The following is an 18,283-nucleotide window of genomic DNA, read 5'->3' as shown; positions in this document are numbered from 1 at the left end:
GCGAGCGAACTGGCCGAATTGACCTGCAGGAGTGAAGGTGTCGATCCAGAACTCGTCGGACCGTCGACGCCCCGGGGACCGGGTCGTGTACGCGGCCGGCGCCGTGTTGTGGCGGCCGGGTAAGGGCAATCCAACCAAATCGCTCGAAGTCGCGGTGATCCACCGACCGCGGTACGACGACTGGTCGCTCCCCAAAGGCAAAGTCGACCCCGGCGAAACCGCGCCGGTTGCCGCCGTGCGCGAGGTGCTCGAAGAAACCGGCTACCACAGCCATCTCGGCAGGTGCCTGACCACCATCACCTACCCGATCGACCAGGGAGTCAAGCGGGTGCACTACTGGGCGGCACGCAGCTCCGGCGGGCAGTTCGCCCCCGGACACGAGGTCGACGAGATGGTGTGGCTGCCGGTGGCCGACGCGATGAAGAAACTCGACTACGCGCCGGATCGAAAGGTTCTGCGGCGGTTCGTCAAACAGCCTCCGGACACCAAGACGGTATTGGTGGTACGACACGGCACCGCGGGCAGCAAGTCACGCTATCGTGGCGACGACACCAAGCGGCCGTTGGACAAGAAGGGCCGGGCTCAGGCCGAGGCACTGGTCGGCCAATTGCTGGCGTTCGGCGCGGACCGGGTGTACGCGGCCGATCGGGTGCGATGCCATCAGACGGTCGAACCGCTCGCTGCGGAACTGGGAGTCGACATTCACAACGAGCCCACGCTGACCGAGGAGGCGTACGCCAAGAACGCCAAACGCGGTCGGCAGCGAGTTCTGCAAATCGCCGCGCGGGCCGGAACACCCGTGATCTGCACCCAGGGCAAGGTGATCCCGGACCTAATCGCATGGTGGTGCGAACGCGACGGAGTGCGGCCCGATAAGTCGCGCAACCTCAAAGGCAGCACCTGGGTGCTGTCCCTGTCGGCGGGCCGCTTGATCGCCGCCGACCACATTGGCGGCGCGCTGGCCGCCAACGTGCGCGTCTGACAAGCGAATACCCTCCGAAGGCATCGCTGCCCGCCGGAGGGTATTTGCGTGAGGCGACTACTTGCGGCCGCGCCGTGTGCTCGCAGCCTTCTTGGCCGGAGCCTTCTTGGCCGGAGCCTTGGTCGCCGCCTTCTTGGCCGGAGCCTTAGTCACAGCCTTCTTGGCCGGAGCCTTAGTCACAGCCTTCTTGGCCGGAGCCTTAGTCACAGCCTTCTTGGCCGGAGCCTTAGTCACAGCCTTCTTGGCCGGAGCCTTAGTCACAGCCTTCTTGGCCGGAGCCTTAGTCACAGCCTTCTTGGCCGGAGCCTTGGTGGCAGCCTTCTTGGCCGGAGCCTTGGTGGCAGCCTTCTTGGCCGGAGCCTTCTTGGCCGCCGTCTTCTTGGCCGCGCTGGCAACCACGCCGCGCTTCACTGCGGGGCCTTCGGCCGGGAGCTTTTGTGCGCCAGCCACAACGGCTTTGAATTGAGCTCCGGGACGGAACGCCGGAACAGACGTCGGCTTAACCTTCACCGTCTCACCGGTGCGCGGGTTGCGGGCTACGCGAGCCGCGCGGCGACGCTGTTCGAAGACACCGAAACCGGTGATGGTGACGCTGTCGCCCTTGTGGACGGCGCGCACAATCGTGTCGACGACATTCTCGACAGCGGCGGTCGCCTGCCGACGGTCTGAGCCCAATTTCTGTGTGAGCACATCTATGAGCTCTGCTTTATTCATCCAACCCTCCGAGGCCAGTGGTCCTCTTTTGGAACCGACTAGTGCACTACGGTAAACCCTCAACTGGCAAATTGCCAAGAGCCACGCGCAATTTCAGGCCCCAATTGCCGGCGCGAGGCGGCCATTTCGGCAATCCGATTGCCTCCCTTGGCCGCTGGCGCCGCCGCAAAATGGCCCCGGATTGGCGCGCGAATTCGTCGTTTGCCGACGCTTCAGGAGGTCGGCAAAGTTCGCGGTTTCCACGCCGGGCGGGTCGCCTCGAACGCCTCGATTTTTTCGAGTTTCTGCAGCGTAAGGGCTATATCGTCTAGTCCGTGCAGCAACCGGAAGGCGGTGTGATCGTCAATCCTGAACGGCAGCACCGCTGTTCCTGCCGTGACATTTCGATCTTGTAGATTGACAGTGATTTCCAGCCCGGGGCTCTGCTCGATGAGCTTCCACAGAAGCTCGATGTCATCTTGGGCTACTTCGGCCGCCAACAGCCCCGCCTTGCCGGCGTTGCCGCGAAAGATGTCAGCGAACCGGGATGAGATAACCACCCGGAATCCGTAGTCCATCAGCGCCCAGACCGCGTGCTCGCGCGAGGATCCCGTGCCGAAATCCGGTCCCGCAACCAAGACCGAGCCACGGTCAAAGGGGCTGAGGTTGAGCACGAATGACGGATCTGACCGCCAGCTCGAGAACAAGCCGTCCTCGAAACCAGTTCGGGTGACGCGCTTCAGGTAGACCGCGGGAATGATCTGATCGGTGTCGACATTGGACCGCCGCAGTGGGACGCCGATACCTGTGTGGGTGTCAAAGGCTTCCATGCTCTTCCCCTAATCCTCGATGTGAATTCAAATCGGCTAGTTCAAATCCGCCGGCGCGGAAAGCCTGCCGCGCACCGCGGTAGCTGCCGCGACCGCAGGCGAAACCAGGTGCGTACGACCGCCCTTGCCCTGCCGCCCTTCGAAATTGCGGTTGGACGTCGCGGCGCAGCGCTCACCCGGGGCAAGCTGATCGGGATTCATCCCCAGGCACATCGAACAGCCCGCCTGCCGCCACTCGGCCCCAGCGGCGCTGAAGATCTCGCCGAGGCCTTCGGCCTCCGCCTGAGCACGAACCCGCATCGAGCCCGGAACCACGAGCATCCGCACGCCCTCAGCGACCTTGTGACCACGCAGAATATCGGCCACCACCCGCAAATCCTCGATCCGTCCGTTGGTGCAAGACCCGACGAAGACGGTGTCGACGGCGATATCACGCATCGGCATCCCGGGCTGAAGGTCCATGTACGCCAAGGCTTTCTCGGCGGCCTGACGCTGCGCGTCATCGGTCATCAGCTCGGGATCGGGCACGGCGGCACTCAACGGCACCCCCTGGCCCGGATTGGTACCCCAGGTGACGAAGGGGCTCAGCGAGGCGGCGTCGAGGTACACCTCTGTGTCGAAAACCGCTCCGGGATCGGTACGCAGCTGCTTCCAGTAAGCCAGCGCCGCGTCCCAGTCGGCACCGGTGGGCGCATGCGGGCGGCCGCGCAAGAATTCAAAGGTGGTCTCGTCCGGCGCCACCATGCCGGCCCGCGCGCCGGCCTCGATGCTCATGTTGCAGATCGTCATCCGGCCTTCCATGGACAGCGATTCGATGGCGCTGCCCCGGTATTCGATGACATGTCCCTGCCCGCCCCCGGTCCCGATTTTGGCGATCAGCGCGAGAATGACGTCCTTCGCCGTGACTCCGGCCGGTAAATCCCCGTCGACATTGACCGCCATCGTCTTGAACGGGCGCAGCGCCAGCGTCTGAGTGGCGAGCACGTGCTCGACTTCAGAAGTGCCGATACCCATGGCGATTGCGCCGAATGCCCCGTGGGTGGAGGTGTGAGAATCACCACACACGACCGTCATCCCGGGTTGGGTGAGGCCCAATTGCGGCCCGACGACATGCACGATGCCCTGTTCGATGTCGCCCATCGGGTAAAGCCGGACACCGAATTCGGCGCAGTTGTGCCGCAACGTCTCCACCTGCGTGCGGGAGACCGGGTCGGCGATCGGCTTATCGATGTCGACGGTCGGAACGTTGTGGTCTTCGGTGGCGATCGTCAGATCGGTCCGCCGCACCGGCCGTCCGGCGAGCCGCAGACCGTCGAACGCCTGGGGGCTGGTGACCTCGTGCACCAGATGCAGATCGATGTAGATCAGGTCCGGCGCCTCGTCGCCGCCAGGCACCACAACGTGGTCCTCCCAGACCTTCTCGGCCATCGTGCGCGGCCGGCCTGCAACGGGGTTGTGCGTCTGCGATGCCATCTTCAACTCGATTCGTCCGTTCGCGGCTCGCTGATCCGTCGGGGCTGTCTTCTCACTATGCGAGACGCTAGTATCTCTTTGTGAGACAGCATAGCGGCATCGGAGTCCTCGACAAAGCCGTCGGCATACTGCACGTGATCGCGGAATCTCCCTGCGGGCTGGCCGAACTCTGCGAACGCACGGGCCTGCCCAGGGCCACCGCCTACCGCTTGGCCGCGGCGCTGGAGGTGCATCGCCTGGTCGGTCGCGACGAGGAGGGCCGGTGGCGGCTGGGACCCGCGGTCACCGAACTCGCGGCGTACGTCAGCGACCCGCTGCTGGCCGCGAGCGCCGCGGTGCTCCCCCAACTGCGGGAGACCACCGGCGAAAGCGTGCAGTTGTATCGCCGCGAGGGAACTTCCCGTGTCTGCATCGCCGCCCTGGAACCGCCTGCGGGCCTTCGCGATACCGTCCCGGTCGGAGCCCGGCTGCCGATGACCGCCGGCTCAGGCGCCAAGGTGCTGTTGGCTCACAGCGACGCGGCTACCCAGAAAGCGGTGCTGCCCAAGGCGATGTTCACCGACCGGGTGCTCGCCGAAGTCCGCAAGCGTGGCTGGGCGCATAGCGTCGCCGAGCGCGAACCGGGCGTGGCAAGCGTTTCCGCCCCGGTACGCGACGGGCGCGGGGTGGTCATTGCCGCGATCTCGGTCTCGGGTCCGGTGGACCGGATGGGCCGGCGACCGGGCGCGCGCTGGGCCGCTGACCTTCTGGCCGCCGCGGAGGCGCTGACGCGGCGGCTGTAACCCCCGAGGCGCGGAATCGAGCCCGCGGCCAGGGTCAATAATGGTTGCTTGGGCCGAGCCTGAGCGCAGCGTCGGCGCCACCAGAGCAGAGTCGGCGCACAACCACCTGACAAACTGACGCCATGGGAACGAACCAACGCGCGAGCATCGTCATGTCCGAGGCCGAGATCACCGACTTCGTCAACAGCAGCCGGACCGGCACCCTGGCCACCATCGGGCCGGACGGACAGCCCCACCTGACGGCGATGTGGTACGCAGTGGTGGACGGCGAAATCTGGCTGGAGACCAAAGCCAAGTCACAGAAGGCCGTCAACCTCAAACGCGACCCACGGGTCAGCTTCCTGCTCGAAGACGGGGACACCTACGACACCCTGCGCGGCGTGTCATTCGAAGGCGTCGCCGAGATCGTCGACGACCCCGACGCGCTGCACCGGGTCGGAGTCAGCGTCTGGGAGCGCTATACAGGCCCCTACAGCGACGACATGAAGCCGTTCGTGGACCAGATGATGAACAAGCGGGTAGGGGTGCGCATCGTCAGCCGGCGCAGCCGATCCTGGGACCACCGAAAGCTGGGGCTACCGAGCATGCCGGTGGGCGGCACCACCGCGCCGGCCGCGAAGGCCGGCGGTCAGTGATTTTGTAGCCCCGATGGGATTCGAACCCACGCTACCGCCGTGAGAGGGCGGCGTCCTAGGCCGCTAGACGACGGGGCCGGACATGATCCGAGCAGTCAGCATAGCTCAACCCGGATACCCCACCTAATCGTTGCGACCGGTGGAGCTTTGCTGGGGTACCAGGACTCGAACCTAGAATGGCTGAACCAGAATCAGCTGTGTTGCCAATTACACCATACCCCATTTGCGGCCTGAAACTGCTGGTCAGAGCGCATTTCCCCGGGTCTACACCCGCGTCCTGGCGCCACTGGGGCCAACCGAGTCAAGCCTTTGAAGCCGCAGTGCACACTACCAAAGACTTCCGGCGCGCAACGCACGCCTACGGTGTGCCGACCTTCTCCCGCGCCGATCGCAACCGGCCCAGGCTGCGGTCACGCCCCAGTAGTTCGAGCGACTCGAACAACGGCGGGCTGACCGTGGTGCCGGTGGCGGCCACCCGAATCGGCCCGAATGCCTTGCGCGGTTTGAGCGCCAAGCCGTCGATCAGAGCGCTTTTCAGCGCGCCTTCGATGTGCTCCGTCGTCCAGTCGGTGATCCCGTCGAGCGCCGTGATGGCGGCGTCCAGCACCGGACCGGCGTCGGGGCCCAATTCCTTGCCGACGGCCTTGGGATCGAGCGCATACTCGTCGTCGTTGAAGAATTTCAGCAGGTCCCAGGCATCGCCGAGCACGACGATGCGGGTCTGCACCAGCTCGGCGACGGTCTCGAAAGCCGCGTCGTCCAAGGCAAGTCGATGGCCGTGGGTGTCCAGGTAGTCGCGCAGCCGGGCGGTGAAGTCCTCGAGCGTCAGCCGCCGGATGTGTTCGGCGTTGATGGCGTCGGCCTTCTTCTGATCGAAGCGCGCCGGGTTGGAGGTCACGTTGACGACGTCGAAGGCGGCGACCATCTCCTCGATACTGAACAGATCGTGGTCGTCGGCGATTGACCAACCCAGCAGCGCAAGATAATTCAGCAATCCCTCGGGAATGAAGCCACGGTCGCGGTGCAGGAACAGGTTCGACTGGGGATCGCGCTTGGACAGTTTCTTGGTCCCCTCCCCCAATACCGGTGGGAAGTGACCGAATTCCGGGGTTCGCTCGGCTACACCGATCCGGATCAACGCCTGGTACAGCGCGATCTGGCGTGGCGTCGAGGGCAGCAGGTCCTCGCCCCGCAGCACGTGGGTGATCTTCATCAACGCGTCGTCACACGGATTGACCAGGGTGTACAACGGATCCCCGCTGGCACGGGTCAAGGCGAAATCGGGCACCGAGCCTGCCGCGAACGTCATCGTCCCGCGCACCAGGTCTTCCCAGGCGAGGTCGGCATCCGGCATCCTTAGCCGCACCACGGGCTGGCGGCCCTCGGCCAGATATGCCGCACGCTGCGAGTCGGTGAGGTGACGGTCGAAATTGTCGTAGCCGAGCTTGGGATTGCGCCCGGCGGCCACGTGCCGGGCCTCGACCTCCTCCGGCGTCGAGAAGGCGTAGTAGGCCTCCCCGGCCGCGAGCAGCCGGGCCACGACATCGCGGTAGAGATCCCGACGTTGCGATTGCCGGTACGGCGCATACGGCCCACCGATTTCGGGGCCTTCGTCCCAGTCCAGCCCGAGCCAGCGCAGGGCATCGAGCAGTGCCAGATAGCTTTCCTCGCTGTCCCGTTCGGCGTCGGTGTCCTCGATGCGGAAAACGAAGGTGCCGCCCGTATGACGGGCGTAGGCCCAGTTGAACAGCGCGGTGCGAATCATCCCGACATGGGGTATGCCGGTGGGAGACGGGCAGAACCTGACCCGAACGTGCTCTGCGTTGGTCACGACTTTCCTTTGCGGACAACGGGGTTGGTAAGAGTGCCGATACCCTCGACGGTGACCGAGACGGTGTCGCCGTCCTCGATCGGCCCGACACCCGCCGGGGTCCCGGTGAGAATGAGATCCCCTGGCAGCAAGGTCATTACCGCCGAGATCCACTCGACGATGGCGCCGACGTCGTGAATCATCAACGAGGTACGGGCGTCCTGCTTGACTTCGCCGTTGACGTCGGTGCGCAAGGCCAGGTCAGCCGGGTCGAGGTCGGTGACGATCCACGGCCCGACCGGGCAGAACGTGTCGTGCCCCTTGGCCCTGGTCCACTGGCCGTCGGACTTCTGCTGATCGCGGGCCGAGACGTCGTTGCCAATGGTGTAGCCGAGGATGTTGTCGGCGGCCTGGCTGGCGCTGACGTCCTTGCACGCCCGGCCGATCACCACTGCCAGCTCACCCTCGAAATGCACAGGCGATGCGTTGGCGGGCAATCGGATCGGCACATTGGGCCCGATGATTGCGGTGTTGGGCTTGAGGAACATCACCGGGTCGGCCGGCGCCTGGCCGCCCATCTCGGCAATATGGTCGGCGTAGTTCTTGCCGATGCAGACGACCTTGCTGGCCAAGATCGGGGCCAGCAGCCGGACGTCGGCCAGTGGCCACGACCGGCCGGTGAAGCTCGGCGTGCCGAACGGGTGCTCGGCGATTTCGCGGACCGTCATGCCGTCCGGGTGGTCCAGGTCTCCTTCGATGCTGACAAAAGCGACACCGTCCGGGCTGGCGATTCGTCCAAGGCGCATTCGGATGAGCCTAAAGCGTCCTGATGTAGCCGAACGCTTCGGCCTGCATGAGCAAATCCCGCAGAGCACGTCTGTCCAGCGAGAACGACCGGTGGGCGTTAGCCGCGTGATCCGCGGTTTGTTGGCCACTCGGGCAATTCGCGGCCGTCGCAGAGACCGCCGGGATGAAATCGATGTGTTAAATTCCGCCGGTGGAGGACCTTCACCGGCTCTGCGGTGACCTTGCGGACCGGTTGGCGTTGTTAGCGCCCGGCGAGGACGACTTTCGTTTCGACGCCTCTTCGGTCCCGTCGCTGCCGCGATCTCTGAGCACCGATGGCCTCGTCATCAACCGCGGTCGGCACGACTACAACGGTTACTGGCAGGTGGATGTACTGCACCTGTACGCCAGCCGAAAGACGTTGGCGAGGTTGGGTGTACTCGTATTGGCGTCGTTGTTCGCCACTCCTGGCAACGTCACCGACATCGCCATGACGCATCCCGACAGCGACATCCGCACCCTGCGATTGAGCACACCGCGGGAATTCACAGGCGCGTCGGTCATGCGGGCGCCGCCACTGTGGTGTGACTACTGCCCCAGCGAGCCGGCCAAGTTTCCTTGGTACACGGAGCACCCCGACCCCGTTGAGCTGCCCGCCGTGTACCTGACCGACGCTTCGGAACTCGGCTGGGACGAACCCAGTGGCACCACATCCGCAGAAAAGGACACGGTAGTCGGCTTCGGGAGCCAGGATGGCATTGCCCGTTTCGGGCAGCTGTTGCTCAATGTCGCTCACCCCGCCCACGAGGGCGTGGAGTACTGCCTCGAAGGAGAGGCGGGGTTCCGCGGGGTGGCACCGCAGAGCGCCGAGCTGCAGTTGTGGCTACCGGGCTCCTTCGATTGGCACAGCGAATATGGATTGAGCTGAACGCGCGTAGTTCTCGTGCAGCACGCTACTGTTCGGCCCCTGTGCAAGCATGAGTAGATGTCTCGCGGTCCGACCAGCGCGGTCGCACGCTGGACGATCGTCGCGGTCTCCCTGTTCGCGACGACGAGCTCCTTTCTTTTCATCAACGGCATCGCCTTCTTGATCCCAAGGCTGGAAGCGGCACGCGGAACGCCCTTGGCCCAGGCCGGTCTGTTGGCGTCGATGCCGAGTTGGGGCATGGTCGTGACCCTGGTCGCCTGGGGCTATGTCCTGGACCGCGTCGGCGAGCGCATCGTGTTGACCGTCGGCTCGGCGTTGACGGCCGCCGCCGCCTACGCCGCCGCGTCGGCCCACTCGTTGCTGCTGATGGGTCTGTTCCTGTTCCTGGGCGGGATGGCGGCGGCCAGCTGCAACACCGCCGGCGGCCGGTTGGTGTCGGGGTGGTTTCCGCCCGAGCAGCGCGGCCTGGCCATGGGCATCCGTCAGACCGCGCAGCCGCTGGGAATCGCGTTGGGCGCCTTGGTGATTCCCGCGCTGGCTGAGACCAGCGCGCATGCGGGTTTGATGTTTCCGGCGGTGATGTGTGGGATAGCCGCGCTGGTCAGCCTCGTCGGTGTGATCGATCCGCCACGCAAGTCCCGGCAGACGGCCAGCCACGCAGAACTGGCCAGTCCCTATCGCGGCTCATCGGTGTTGTGGCGAATCCACGCGGCGTCGGCGTTGCTGATGGTGCCGCAGACGGTGACGGTCACCTTCATGCTCGTCTGGCTGATCAACGAGCATCACTGGTCGGTTACGGCCGCCGGCGGTCTGGTGACCATCTCGCAGCTGATCGGCGCGGTCGGCCGCATCATGGTCGGACGCTGGTCGGACCGGGTCGGCTCGCGGATGCGCCCGGTGCGCATCATCGCCGTCGCGGCCGCGCTGGCCCTGTTCCTGCTGTCGTTCAGCGACCGAGTCGGGTCCCGCTTCGATGTCATGTTGATGATGACTGTCTCGGTGCTGGCGGTGCTCGACAACGGGCTGGAAGCCACCGCCATCACCGAATTCGCCGGACCCTACTGGAGCGGACGCGCGCTGGGCACCCAGAACACCACGCAGCGGCTGATGGCCGCCGCCGGGCCGCCGATGTTCGGCGCGCTGATCAGCGCGGCCGCCTACCCGCTGGCCTGGGGGTTGTGCGCGTTGTTCCCGCTGGCCGCGGTGCCGTTGGTGCCGACCCGGGTTTTGCCGCCGGGCCTGGAAACTAGAGCCCGGCTGCAATCCGTTCGCCGACACCGCTGGTGGCAGGCCGTTCGTCACCGCGAGTCGCCAGATAGGCCGCAACCGCGCGATCTACCCGCGCAGCCGCCTCGTTCTCGCCTAGATGGGCCAGCAGCAACGCCACCGACATGATCGCCGCGGTCGGGTCGGCAATGCCCTGCCCGGCGATGTCGGGGGCACTGCCGTGCACCGGCTCGAACATCGACGGATTGGTCCGGGTGGCGTCGATATTCCCGCTGGCCGCCAATCCGATGCCGCCGCACACCGCGGCGGCCAGGTCGGTGATGATGTCGCCGAATAGATTGTCGGTGACGATCACGTCGAATCGTCCGGGGTCGGTGGCCAAGAAGATGGTCGCCGCGTCGACGTGCTGGTAGGCGACCTCGACGTCGGGGTACTGCTCACCGATCTCCTGCACGGTGCGCAACCACAGTCCGCCGGCGAACGCCAGCACGTTGGTCTTGTGCACCAGCGTGAGGTGTTTGCGGCGTTTGGCAGCCCGCTCGAAAGCGTCTTTGACCACCCTGCGCACGCCGAAAGCGGTGTTGACGCTCACCTCAGTGGCGACCTCGTGGGGCGTGCCGACGCGGATCGCCCCGCCATTTCCGGTGTAGGGTCCCTCGGTCCCTTCGCGCACCACGACGAAGTCGATGTCAGGGTTTCCGGCCAGCGGACTCTGGACGCCGGGATACAACCGGGCCGGCCGCAGATTGACGTGATGGTCCAGCTCGAAGCGCATGCGCAGCAACAGCCCGCGCTCGAGCACGCCGCTGGGTACCGACGGGTCGCCGATCGCGCCGAGCAGGATGGCGTCGTGCTGGCGCAGCTCGGGTACCACCGATTCCGGCAGCACCTCGCCGGTGGCGTGGAAGCGTCGGGCGCCCAGGTCGTATTCGGTCGTCTCCACCCCGGGCAGGACGATGTCGAGGACCTTGATCGCCTCGGCGATGACCTCCGGACCGATCCCGTCGCCGGCGATGACGGCGAGCTTCGTCACGAGAAATCAACCACTTCGAGTTTGTTCGCACCCACCGACTCGGTGATCGCCGACCGCACTTCGGCGGGGACGTCCTGGTCCAGGCGCAGCACGACGGTGGCGCTCGGGCCCTCGGTGTCCTCTGACAGCTGCGCCGCCTGGATGTTCACCCCGCCCGCGCCGAGCAGCGTCCCGATCTTGCCCAGGGCACCGGGCTGATCGGCGTAGTTGATCACCAGGTTGATGCCCTCGGCGCGCAGGTCGTAGCTGCGGCCGTTGATCTGGACTATCTTCTCGACGAGCTGCGGGCCGGTGAGCGTGCCCGCGACATTGACCACCGAGCCGTCGGCGCCAACGGCCCGCACGTCCACCACGCTGCGGTGGTTGGGGCTTTCGGTGGCCTTGCTGATCTCGGCGGTGACGCCGCGTTCGGCGGCCAGCGCCGGCGCGTTCACAAAGGTGACGGGCTCGTCGATGACGGCCGAGAACAGGCCGCGCAACGCCGACAGCTTCAGCACCTCAACGTCCTCGGCCGCGAGCTCGCCGAGAACCTGTACCGATAGCGACGCGGGGAACTCGTCGGATAGTGCTGAGGCCAGCACGCCGAGCTTGCGGACCAGGTCCAGCCACGGGGCGACCTCTTCGTTGACCACGCCACCGCCGATGTTGACCGCGTCCGGGACGAACTCGCCGGCCAGGGCCAGCCGCACGCTCTCGGCGACGTCGGTGCCGGCCCGGTCCTGAGCCTCGGCTGTCGAGGCGCCCAGGTGCGGCGTGACAACAACCTGCGGCAGCTCGAACAGCGGGCTGTCGGTGCAGGGTTCGGTGGCGAACACGTCCAGGCCCGCGCCACGCACGTGGCCGCTGGTGATGGCCTCGGCCAGGGCGGCCTCGTCGATCAGGCCACCGCGGGCGGCGTTGACGATGATGACGCCGGGCTTTGTCTTGGCCAGCGCTTCCTTGCCGATCAAACCCGCCGTCTCCGGCGTCTTGGGAAGGTGCACGGAGATGAAGTCGGCACGTCCCAGCAGCTCGTCCAGCGGCAGCAGTTCGATGCCCAGCTGAGCGGCGCGAGCATGCGACACGTACGGGTCGTAGGCCACGAGGTGTGCGCCGAAGGCGGCGATCCGCTGGGCGACAAGCTGCCCGATGCGGCCCAGGCCCACCACGCCGACGGTCTTGCCGAAGATCTCGGTGCCGGAGAATTTGGAGCGCTTCCAGGTGTGCTCGCGCAGCGTGGCGTCCGCGGCCGGGATCTGGCGGGACGCGGCCAGCAGCAGCGCGATTGCGTGCTCGGCGGCGCTGTGGATGTTGGACGTGGGGGCGTTGACCACCAGCACGCCGCGCGCGGTTGCGGCGTCGACGTCGACGTTGTCCAGGCCGACACCGGCGCGGGCGACGATCTTGAGCTTGGGGGCCGCGGCCAGCACTTCGGCGTCGACGGTGGTGGCCGACCGGACCAGCAGCGCATCGGCCTCGGGCACCGCGGCCAGCAGTTTCTCGCGGTCGGGCCCGTCTACCCAGCGCACCTCAACCTGGTCTCCCAGGGCAGCGACGGTTGATTGGGCGAGTTTGTCGGCTATCAATACAACAGGCAAGTTCACGCGGACAGCCTAACGGTGCGACGATGCGGGCCCTACGGGCCCGTTGAGGAGCGCCGCCATCGGGTCCCGCGGGGATCGCGAGCGCGGCGCAGCCGGGCGAAGCGGGTCCCCGCCATCAAGCCCCGCGGGGATCGCGAGCGCGGCGCAGCCGGGCGAAGCGGGTCCCCGCCATCAAGCCCCGCGGGGATCGCGAGCGCGGCGGTCGGCTGTAGTCACTGCGCGGCGGTCGGATCTAATCAGTAGATGGATGTCACCGTCGTCGGCAGCGGGCCCAACGGGCTGAGCGCCGCCGTGATCTGTGCCCGTGCGGGACTGAAAGTGCGGGTTCTCGAGGCACAACCCACCTTCGGTGGCGGTGCGCGCACCGCTGCCGACACCAAATTTCCCGGCGTCTCACACGATGTGTGCTCCGCGGTACACCCCCTCGCGCTCGCATCGCCCTTCTTCGCGGAATTCGATCTGCGTGGGCGCGGGGTCGCGTTGACCGTGCCGGAGATTTCCTATGCCAACCCGTTGCCGGGGCGACCTGCGGCGATCGCCTATCGCGACCTCTCGCGAACTTGCGCTGAGTTGGACGAGGGCGAGTCCTGGCGACGCTTCCTCGGACCGCTGGTGTCGAATGCTGACGCGGTCGTGGCATTCCTACTCGGCGATAAACGGTCGGTGCCCAAGTCCTTGCCCACCGTTGTCCGCCTCGGGTTGCGGATGTTAGCCCAAGGCACCCCGGCGTGGGGCGCACTGGCCGGCGAGGACGCCCGCGCCTTATTCACCGGCGTTGCGGCGCATGCGATTACACCTTTGCCGTCGCTCGCCTCCGCGGGCGCGGGGCTGATGTTGGCGACGCTCGCCCATTCGGTCGGATGGCCCATTCCGGTCGGCGGCACTCAGGCGATCTCCGACGCGCTCATCGCTGATCTGCGCGCCCACGGCGGCGAGCTCACTGCCGGCGTGGAGGTCACCGAGGCGCTCGACGGTGTCACTGTTTTCGACACCGCCCCGACCGCGCTATTGGAGGCTTACCGTGACTCCATTCCGGGTCGGTACGCTAATGCATTGCGTCGCTACCGGTTTGGCTCCGGAGCGGCCAAGGTGGATTTCGTCCTGAGCGACGACATCCCGTGGTCGGACCCGCGGCTCAACCAGGCACCGACCCTTCACCTCGGCGGCACCCGGCAGCAGATCGCACAGGCCGAGTCGGACATCGCGGCCAGACGTCACGCTGCCACGCCGATGGTGCTCGCCGCTCTGCCGCACCTCACCGATCCCGGCCGAATGGATGCCCAGGGGCGTCGCCCGTTCTGGACTTACGCGCACGTGCCCGCCGGATCATCGCAAGACGCAACGGAATCGGTGACGCGGGTAGTGGAACGGTTCGCGCCGGGTTTTCGTGACGTCGTGCTGGCGGCTCGCAGCGTGCCGGCCGCACGGATGAGCGACCACAACGCGAACTATGTCGGCGGCGACATCAGTGTGGGCGGCAACTCGGCGGTGCGTGCGCTGGCCGGGCCCACCCCACGGTTGAACCCTTGGAGCACACCGATCCCCAAGGTGTACCTGTGTTCGGCGGCCACGCCGCCCGGCGCCGGTGTGCACGGCATGGCCGGTTACTACGCGGCCCGGACGCTACTGCGTCGCGAATTCGGCATCCGGGAAATGCCCGACCTGGCTCCGTGATTCCTTGACGCGAGGTGGCCGGTCCAGCGACGTGAGCTCCGCGGGAAACCCTTACTGTTCGAGCATCTCGACGTGACAATTGGTGGCATAAGTCGTCATGCACGCGTTGCGCCCGAGAGCGGACTCGGCGGCCAAGAGTTGTCGTACCCCTCTGTGATGATGGGGTTATGTCGGTGACCTACCCGGTGAGCTTTGCGGAGCGGCCTCCTGTCAAGCGGTTGGAGGTGTTGTTCGAGGAGTTGGCAGAGTTGGCCGGGCAGCGCAACGCGATCGATGGGCGCGTTGTGGAGATCGTCGCGGAGATGGAGCGCGACGAGTTGTGTGGGTCGACGGGCGCGCGCTCGGTGGCGGCGTTGGTGGCCTGGAAGCTGGGGGCGTCTTCGGGCAACGCGCACACGATCACCACGGTCGCGCGGCGGGTGCAGGAGTTTCCCCGCTGTGTGGAGGGGTTGCGGGAGGGGCGGCTGTCGCTGGATCAGGTGGGGGTGATCGCCGCCCGAGCGGCGGACGGGTCTGATGCGCACTACGAGCAGCTGGCGCGTCATGCCACGGTCAACCAGCTACGCACCGCGCTCAAGTGCGAACCGCGCCCCACACCCGATCCGCGGCCTCAACCGGCGATCACCAAGACCACCAGCGAAGACTCCACAAGTTGGCGGATCACCCTGCCGCACACCGAAGCAGCCAAGTTCGAGGCGGCACTGTCCTCGCACCGGGAGGCCCTGATCGCCCAGTGGAAGCATGAGCGCGGCGCAGAGGTCTCGGAGTCCGCCCCGCCAATGCCAGACACGATGGATGCGTTCATGAGCTTGGTCGAGGCCGGCTGGGATGCCGCCGCTGCCCGCCGCCCACACGCCGCGCACACCACGGTGGTGGTGCACGTCGATGTCGAACAACACACCGCCGCGCTGCATCTGGGTCCGCTGCTGACCGAGGCCGAACGCCAATACCTGACCTGTGATGCCACCTTCGAGGTGTGGTTTCAACGCGACGGCCAGCCCATCGGCGCCGGGCGAACAACCCGCCAGATCAACCGGCGGCTACGCCGCGCCCTGGAACACCGCCACCCCACCTGCGCAGTGCCCGGCTGCGCGGCCACCCGCGGCCTGCACGCCCACCACATCCGGCACTGGGAACACGGGGGCCCCACCGAACTGATCAACCTGATCCTGCTCTGCCCCTATCACCACCGCCTCCACCACCGCGGAGAGATCACCATCTCCGGTGACGCCGAGCACCTCACCATCACCGACAGCGACGGAGACCTGCTGCACCCCGGCTCCCTGGCCCGACCACCCACCACCACCCCACCCCAGGTCCCGGCCTACCGCGGGCCCAGCGGCGAACGCGCCCAATGGAAGTGGTACGACCCCTTCCAACCAAAGGCGCCACCCACCACCAACTAGGGCGATTTTCGCAGCCTCGCCTTGAGGCTGAAACGTGTTGCAGCGTTGTGGATGTCTGCCCGATACCCAGCGCTCGTATCAAGAGCGCAGCCGTGCACGCTGGGGTGACCAAGTCGTGTTTACTTGAGCACCCGTGTGATTCAAGGTTTTTTGACTCGGACATGAAACTGATCGGGCAATCATCCAGACGGGCTAGGCGGACTCTGGTGGAACGTCTCTCGCCAGGTTTCCGCGACGTCGTGGTGGCGGCCCGCTGCGTGGCGGCCGCGCGAATGGGCGACCACGACGCCAACTACGTCGGCGGCGACATCAGTGTGGGCGGCAATTCGACGGTGCACTCGCCGGCCCCACCCCACGGCTGAACCCTTGGAGCACGATGATTCCCGAGGTGTGCCTGTGTTCGGCGGCCACGCCGCCCGGCGCCGGCGTGCACGTGATGGCGGGTATTACGCGGTTCGCACGTTGCTGCGACGTGAGTTCGGGATCCGGGACGTCCCGAGCCTGGCTCCATGATTCGATCAGGCTCCCAGACCGCATGTCACCGAAGTAAGGCACTGCATCCAAGACGTGGCAGACGCTGCCCCGGTCATAAATGGTCGACCTGGGCCTCGCCGCGGCGTTGTCCGATGACGAAGAGGGCGGATGTCGACATTGCGGGGTGCCCATTCTTGGTGCGCACGCTCGTTTTGGAGATCTCTTCTACCCGTTAGCGCCCTTGGGTCCGCCGATTTCCAGCAGATCAAGAGCGAACACGTGCGAGGCCCAGGCCCAGTAGCCACACCGCCCGGAACGGAAAATTCCTGATGTCAGCGTCCGGAATTCCGTGTCTGATAACCACAATCCTGGGAATTGCGTGACCGCTGACAGACACGATCGGACACAAGCCGGCCGAGCACACTGGACAGACCCGGAAACGCGCCCCGCAGCACATACCGCGGACAGGGCGCGGGCTATTGGCCCTGAATGCTGGATGTGTTTGTCGGCGGCAACGCGAAGTCGCTCATGACCATCATCGAGACGATGTCCTCAGATTGAGGACCGCGACTCTGATTGCGTAGTGCCAAAGGCGGTTCAGCCGATCCCACTGGTGAAGTGCGAGCGTCGAAGAGGGCGGCTACGCTGCCGCCGTGCAGCAGCATCTCCTCGTCGATCCCGGTGCTGTGCAGACTCTGACCACCCGATGGGGCGCGTTGGTGGACGACCTTAACCAGACGACGGCGCCGGCGGGGCTGGATTTCTCGTGTCAGGCCAGCGCTGCTGCAGTCAGCGGCTCCTACTGCGATGTCAAAGCATTTTCAGCGGCGCTGGCCGCTCGTGTGGACCTCCGGGCCGGCTACGTCGCCGAGGCTGACACCGTCTACCTGGCCAACGAGGCCGCTTCGGCGAACATGCTGGCCGCTGTGGCGCAGCCGGCGAACCGCGACTAGCAATGTCGGCGGTCTCTGCGTTTCCCACCCTTGCGCGGCTGTTGGCCTGGCCCACCGAACATCTCACCGAGGCCGCTGACCATTGGGAGGCTGTCGCCGGACGCTGCTACGGGGTGGCCAACCAGGTCTGGCGAGACGCGCTAGCAGTGGATTGGCAAGGCGCAGCAGCCGATGGGCTTCGCGCCGAGACGCATTCCGACATGCTCACCACCAGCGCGGCGGCCGATCAGTTGCATGAGGCGGCCAAGGTGGCCCGCAGTGGAGCCTCAGACTTGTATGCGGCGCGCTCGCGGGTGCGTTACGCGGTCGAGGATGCCCGCACCGCCGGATTCGATGTCGGCGAAGACCTTTCGGTCACCGACCGCTCCAGGAGCGAGTCGACCGCGCAGCGCCTCGCCCGCCAAGACCAAGTGCAAGCCTTCGCCGGCGAAATTCGGCAGCGTGCCGCTCAACTGGTCGGAGTCGATCAGCGCGTGGCCGGTAACGTCACCGCTTCCGTAGCTGGCATCCGCCACGTCTTTCCGCCGATACCTGCCCGCGCTATCCCGCCAAAGCACCGCGTCCAGGCCGTCGACCACCACTAGAAACAGGAGCCAGCGCCGGCACCCACGCCAGGGCCGAGACCGGCCAACGGCCCAACTGCCGACGATATCCGCCGAGTGCTGGACAAACTGCCACAAGGTGGGAATCCGCGGGTCAGGGAAGTCCGTTCACCGGCGGATCTTGAAAACCTGTGGAAGTGGGCCCAACAAAACGGGGTGGAAATCCCGAACGGCTACGGCGATCCCAACAAGGGGATTCGATACCGACTACCCGACGGAACCGTCATCGGACAACGCTGGTCCGCCGAGTCGACTGGACAGCCCGTCATTGATGTCCGCTACCCGAGCAAGGGTGACTACACAAAGGTGCACCTAAACCCCAGGGGCGGCGTACCCGACATTCCCGCACCCCTCATGCCGGCGCCACCCGCGACACCACGGGCCGCACGCCGGTCGAACCCCCAACCGCTAC

General features: G+C 66.3%; 15 protein-coding genes, 2 tRNA genes and 2 pseudogenes. 10 read left to right on the top strand and 9 right to left on the bottom strand.

Going from position 1 to position 18,283, the window contains the following annotated elements; all coding sequences use genetic code 11:
• Positions 1–37 precede the first annotated feature (37 nt).
• Positions 38–982 carry an 8-oxo-(d)GTP phosphatase MutT1 gene (gene mutT1 / locus JX552_RS09845; RefSeq protein ID WP_205877148.1) on the top strand — a complete coding sequence of 315 codons (945 nt, stop codon included), beginning with the start codon at positions 38–40 and terminating at the stop codon, positions 980–982.
• Between the two features lie 57 nt (positions 983–1,039).
• Here mutT1 and JX552_RS09840 read toward each other — a convergent pair whose 3' ends face one another.
• The 3 genes from JX552_RS09840 to leuC form a co-directional block, all read right to left on the bottom strand.
• The gene (locus JX552_RS09840) at positions 1,040–1,696 is read right to left on the bottom strand and encodes an HU family DNA-binding protein (protein ID WP_205877147.1); all 657 of its coding nucleotides are present in this window, start codon (positions 1,694–1,696) and stop codon (positions 1,040–1,042) included.
• Between the two features lie 212 nt (positions 1,697–1,908).
• Positions 1,909–2,505: a 3-isopropylmalate dehydratase small subunit gene (gene leuD, locus JX552_RS09835; protein ID WP_205877146.1), complete on the bottom strand. Its 597-nt coding sequence runs from the start codon at positions 2,503–2,505 to the stop codon at positions 1,909–1,911.
• A 36-nt stretch (positions 2,506–2,541) separates the two neighbouring features.
• The gene (gene leuC, locus JX552_RS09830; RefSeq protein WP_205877145.1) at positions 2,542–3,978 is read right to left on the bottom strand and encodes a 3-isopropylmalate dehydratase large subunit; all 1,437 of its coding nucleotides are present in this window, start codon (positions 3,976–3,978) and stop codon (positions 2,542–2,544) included.
• A gap of 80 nt (positions 3,979–4,058) precedes the next feature.
• Between leuC and JX552_RS09825 the strand changes: the two genes are divergently transcribed.
• Entirely contained in the window at positions 4,059–4,760 is a 702-nt protein-coding gene (locus tag JX552_RS09825) for an IclR family transcriptional regulator (protein WP_205877144.1), read from the top strand.
• 122 nt (positions 4,761–4,882) lie between these two features.
• Positions 4,883–5,395: a PPOX class F420-dependent oxidoreductase gene (locus JX552_RS09820; RefSeq protein WP_205877143.1), complete on the top strand. Its 513-nt coding sequence runs from the start codon at positions 4,883–4,885 to the stop codon at positions 5,393–5,395.
• A 5-nt stretch (positions 5,396–5,400) separates the two neighbouring features.
• On the opposite strand, the gene JX552_RS09815 is transcribed toward JX552_RS09820, so the two are convergent.
• The 4 genes from JX552_RS09815 to JX552_RS09800 form a co-directional block, all read right to left on the bottom strand.
• Positions 5,401–5,473 (bottom strand) — tRNA-Glu (locus tag JX552_RS09815).
• A gap of 72 nt (positions 5,474–5,545) precedes the next feature.
• A tRNA-Gln gene (locus JX552_RS09810) sits at positions 5,546–5,617 on the bottom strand.
• 136 nt (positions 5,618–5,753) lie between these two features.
• Positions 5,754–7,226: a glutamate--tRNA ligase gene (gene gltX / locus JX552_RS09805; protein ID WP_205877142.1), complete on the bottom strand. Its 1,473-nt coding sequence runs from the start codon at positions 7,224–7,226 to the stop codon at positions 5,754–5,756.
• Entirely contained in the window at positions 7,223–8,011 is a 789-nt protein-coding gene (locus tag JX552_RS09800; protein WP_205877141.1) for a fumarylacetoacetate hydrolase family protein, read from the bottom strand. The genes gltX and JX552_RS09800 overlap by 4 nt, the downstream gene beginning before the upstream one ends.
• Before the next feature lie 191 nt (positions 8,012–8,202).
• On the opposite strand from JX552_RS09800, the gene JX552_RS09795 reads away from it, so the two are divergent.
• Positions 8,203–8,919, top strand: a complete 717-nt coding sequence (locus tag JX552_RS09795; protein WP_205877140.1) for a hypothetical protein — start codon at positions 8,203–8,205, stop codon at positions 8,917–8,919.
• A 57-nt stretch (positions 8,920–8,976) separates the two neighbouring features.
• A pseudogene (locus JX552_RS09790) lies at positions 8,977–10,032 on the top strand (MFS transporter); the annotation flags it as partial.
• Positions 10,033–10,165: 133 nt separating this feature from the next.
• On the opposite strand, the gene JX552_RS09785 reads toward JX552_RS09790, so the two are convergent.
• Positions 10,166–11,179 (bottom strand): 3-isopropylmalate dehydrogenase, encoded by a 1,014-nt coding sequence (locus JX552_RS09785; protein ID WP_205877139.1) that lies wholly within the window; start codon positions 11,177–11,179, stop codon positions 10,166–10,168.
• Entirely contained in the window at positions 11,176–12,762 is a 1,587-nt protein-coding gene (serA, locus tag JX552_RS09780; protein WP_205877138.1) for a phosphoglycerate dehydrogenase, read from the bottom strand. Before serA ends, JX552_RS09785 begins: the two co-directional genes overlap by 4 nt.
• Before the next feature lie 243 nt (positions 12,763–13,005).
• Here serA and JX552_RS09775 point away from each other — a divergent pair, with 243 nt between their 5' ends.
• The 5 genes and pseudogenes from JX552_RS09775 to JX552_RS09755 all read left to right on the top strand — a co-directional run bounded on the left by JX552_RS09775 (position 13,006) and on the right by JX552_RS09755 (position 17,853).
• Complete coding sequence (locus JX552_RS09775) at positions 13,006–14,436, top strand: phytoene desaturase family protein (protein WP_205877137.1); 1,431 nt, start codon at positions 13,006–13,008, stop codon at positions 14,434–14,436.
• A gap of 167 nt (positions 14,437–14,603) precedes the next feature.
• Entirely contained in the window at positions 14,604–15,842 is a 1,239-nt protein-coding gene (locus JX552_RS09770; RefSeq protein ID WP_205877136.1) for an HNH endonuclease signature motif containing protein, read from the top strand.
• Between the two features lie 209 nt (positions 15,843–16,051).
• Positions 16,052–16,355, top strand: a pseudogene (locus tag JX552_RS09765) (dehydrogenase); the annotation flags it as partial.
• A gap of 614 nt (positions 16,356–16,969) precedes the next feature.
• On the top strand, positions 16,970–17,269 hold the full coding sequence (locus JX552_RS09760) for a hypothetical protein (RefSeq protein WP_241010992.1): 300 nt from the start codon (positions 16,970–16,972) through the stop codon (positions 17,267–17,269).
• A gap of 2 nt (positions 17,270–17,271) precedes the next feature.
• Positions 17,272–17,853, top strand: coding sequence for a hypothetical protein (locus JX552_RS09755; protein ID WP_205877135.1), 582 nt, complete (start codon positions 17,272–17,274; stop codon positions 17,851–17,853).
• The last annotated feature ends 430 nt before the right edge of the window (positions 17,854–18,283 follow it).

It is taken from the genome of Mycobacterium gordonae, from assembly GCF_017086405.1.
Taxonomy (GTDB): Bacteria; Actinomycetota; Actinomycetes; order Mycobacteriales; family Mycobacteriaceae; genus Mycobacterium; species Mycobacterium gordonae_D.
The sequence above is the reverse complement of the archived record's forward strand: the minus strand, read 5'-3'. Positions and strand labels throughout refer to the sequence as shown.

Excerpts from the sequence above, each read along its gene's own strand:
- JX552_RS09840 (WP_205877147.1), bottom strand. The coding sequence starts at position 1,696 with ATGAATAAAGCAGAGCTCATAGATGTGCTCACACAGAAATTGGGCTCA.
- leuD (WP_205877146.1), bottom strand. The coding sequence starts at position 2,505 with ATGGAAGCCTTTGACACCCACACAGGTATCGGCGTCCCACTGCGGCGG.
- leuC (WP_205877145.1), bottom strand. The coding sequence starts at position 3,978 with ATGGCATCGCAGACGCACAACCCCGTTGCAGGCCGGCCGCGCACGATG.
- JX552_RS09820 (WP_205877143.1), top strand. The coding sequence starts at position 4,883 with ATGGGAACGAACCAACGCGCGAGCATCGTCATGTCCGAGGCCGAGATC.
- JX552_RS09800 (WP_205877141.1), bottom strand. The coding sequence starts at position 8,011 with ATGCGCCTTGGACGAATCGCCAGCCCGGACGGTGTCGCTTTTGTCAGC.
- JX552_RS09775 (WP_205877137.1), top strand. The coding sequence starts at position 13,006 with ATGGATGTCACCGTCGTCGGCAGCGGGCCCAACGGGCTGAGCGCCGCC.
- JX552_RS09770 (WP_205877136.1), top strand. The coding sequence starts at position 14,604 with ATGTCGGTGACCTACCCGGTGAGCTTTGCGGAGCGGCCTCCTGTCAAG.
- JX552_RS09755 (WP_205877135.1), top strand. The coding sequence starts at position 17,272 with ATGTCGGCGGTCTCTGCGTTTCCCACCCTTGCGCGGCTGTTGGCCTGG.